We start from the raw sequence: 2,058 nt of genomic DNA, 5'->3' as shown, positions 1-2,058 counted from the left end.
GCCGGGGTCGCGACCATGCTGGCGATCCTGGCCAGCTCGGCGGCCAGCGTCACCGCCACGGTGGTCCGGCCCGGCGCGCCGGTGGGGCCCCACACGGCGACCACCCTCCCGTCCTCGCCCCGCTGCGCTCCCGCGTCACCGGCGTGCGCACGGTCGGCGTCGCCAGTGGTTCCCGGCGACGCACCGGGGTCGTCGGCGACAGCACCCGCCCCGGGCAGCGGGGAGGCGCAGAGCACGTCGATCTCGTGGGCCAGCCGGTCCTGCCCGGCGTCGGCGGGCAGCACGTGCCGCAGCCCCCAGGCGGCGAGCCGGTCGGCGGCCTCCGGCTGGCCCGGCGGGTGCACTCCCAGCACCCGGGTCCCGGCGTCGTGGAGCCGGCCGACCACGTCCCGGTCCACGCCCCGCAGGTCGCTGGAGACGACGACCACGGCGCACAGCCCGGCCTCGACCGCGCCGAGCAGCTCCGCGACGTCGGCGCAGCGCCGCACCAGGTGCACGCCCGGGCACCGCCCGAGCCGCTCGGCGAGGTCGGCCTCCCAGCGGTGGCCGACGGCGGTCAGCAGCGGCAGGCTCTCGCTCACCCGGTGCCCCCGGCCCCGGGCACGAGGGTCACCTTGCCGCCCTGGTCGACCGCGGCGATGACGGCCGATACCTCCTCCTGGGGGACGACCACCTGCACCGCGGCGCTGCTGCTGCCCACGCCCAGCGCGCCGCGCTCCTGGGGAAGCCCGGCGACCGTCGCCTCCTGCAGCACCAGCGCCGGCGCCTCGTACCGCTCCCCGACCGCCTCCTCGTCGCGAGCGCTCACCCAGATGTCGACGCTGGCACCCTGCTGCAGGCCCTCGACGGTGGCGGGGTCGACCGGGACGGTCACGGTCCGGTCCCGGACCTGCCGCTCGCTGCCGACGGCCGCCCGCGGCAGCAGCTCACCCTCCCCGACGACGCGCAGCGCGTACAGCTCCCCCGGCCAGCCCTGCCCCGCGTCGACGTAGCGGCTCGCGCCCTCCGCCAGCCGCACGTCGACCACCACGAGGTCCTCCGGGTCGACCCGCTCGCCCGGGACCAGCACCTGGCCGGCCGCGTAGACCGGCGTGGACTCCTGCACCGATGCCACCAGCCGGGCGCCGCCGGCGACCGACAGCAGCACCAGGGCGAGGCCCACCAGCAGCCGGGTGTCGTTCCACGCCGGCCGGCGCACCCTGCGGGCGGTGGCTCCCTGCTCCCCGGACATCGTTGCCTCCCCGTGCTGCGGCACCCGCACCGCAGGGTAGTGGCCCCGGACCGGCCGCGGCAGCCGTCCACAGCACGGTGGCCACCGGACCGGCACACCGGTCCTCCACAGCCGTCCCGGGACCAGCGCCGCGTCGGTAGACTCCCCGCGTCCCGACCGGCACCGCAAGGAGAGCCCGTGACCCCCCGGTTCCTGACGCTGACCGACGTGGCGGAGACGCTCAACGTCTCCCTCACCCAGGTCAAGCTGCTGGTGCGCAGCGGGGACCTCCCGGCCATCAAGGTGGGTGGCCGCGGTGCGTGGCGGGTGGAGGCCAGCGAGCTGGAGGCCTACATCGAGCGGCTGTACGCCCAGACCCGCGAGGCGATCGAGCGGCAGCAGGCGGGCGGGCAGCCGGTGACCCCCGGGCCGGGCAGCGGTGAGGAGGACACGGCCGACGGGCGGCAGGACGACCGGCGGCCCTGAGGCGGGCGGGTCAGCGCTCCCAGCAGGCCGCCAGCGCCGCGAACGGCACTGACCACAGCTGACGGACCTCGCCCGGGCGGGGCGGGACGTCGTCGGGATGCTCGGCGAGGTCGACGTGGTCCCGCCCGACGCCCTGCAGGGTCCCGTGCAGGGCGGCGCCGTCCACGTCGACCAGCCGGACCGGGCGGCGGTCCCGCGCCAGCGCGCGGAGCACCTGCCGCAGGTCCAGCCGGCGTGTCCGCCGCGGCACCGGGTCGGCGCGTCCCCCCAGCCCCCGCACCGAGACCGCACGGCAGTCGTTGCTGACGGTGGAGCGCACCGGACGGCAGGTACTCAACGAGATGCGGCGCACCGTGAGCCTG

At 77.5% G+C, this 2,058-nt stretch carries 2 protein-coding genes and 2 pseudogenes; 1 reads left to right on the top strand and 3 read right to left on the bottom strand.

The window, feature by feature from the left end:
• Both GFJ45_RS15920 and GFJ45_RS15915 read right to left on the bottom strand, forming a co-directional pair.
• Positions 1–581: pseudogene (locus tag GFJ45_RS15920) on the bottom strand (AAA family ATPase); the annotation flags it as partial.
• A complete protein-coding gene (locus tag GFJ45_RS15915; RefSeq protein ID WP_153399036.1) occupies positions 578–1,255 on the bottom strand; it encodes a hypothetical protein in 678 nt (225 codons plus the stop codon). The pseudogene GFJ45_RS15920 and the gene GFJ45_RS15915, both read right to left, overlap by 4 nt.
• Positions 1,256–1,408: 153 nt before the next feature.
• Between GFJ45_RS15915 and GFJ45_RS15910 the strand changes: the two genes are divergently transcribed.
• Complete coding sequence (locus tag GFJ45_RS15910; RefSeq protein ID WP_153399033.1) at positions 1,409–1,696, top strand: helix-turn-helix domain-containing protein; 288 nt, start codon at positions 1,409–1,411, stop codon at positions 1,694–1,696.
• A 10-nt stretch (positions 1,697–1,706) separates the two neighbouring features.
• Here GFJ45_RS15910 and GFJ45_RS15905 read toward each other — a convergent pair.
• Positions 1,707–2,058, bottom strand: a pseudogene (locus GFJ45_RS15905) (hypothetical protein); the annotation flags it as partial.

It is taken from the genome of Ornithinicoccus halotolerans (genome assembly GCF_009602535.1).
Classification (GTDB): Bacteria; Actinomycetota; Actinomycetes; order Actinomycetales; family Dermatophilaceae; genus Ornithinicoccus; species Ornithinicoccus halotolerans.
The sequence above is the reverse complement of the archived record's forward strand: the minus strand, read 5'-3'. Positions and strand labels throughout refer to the sequence as shown.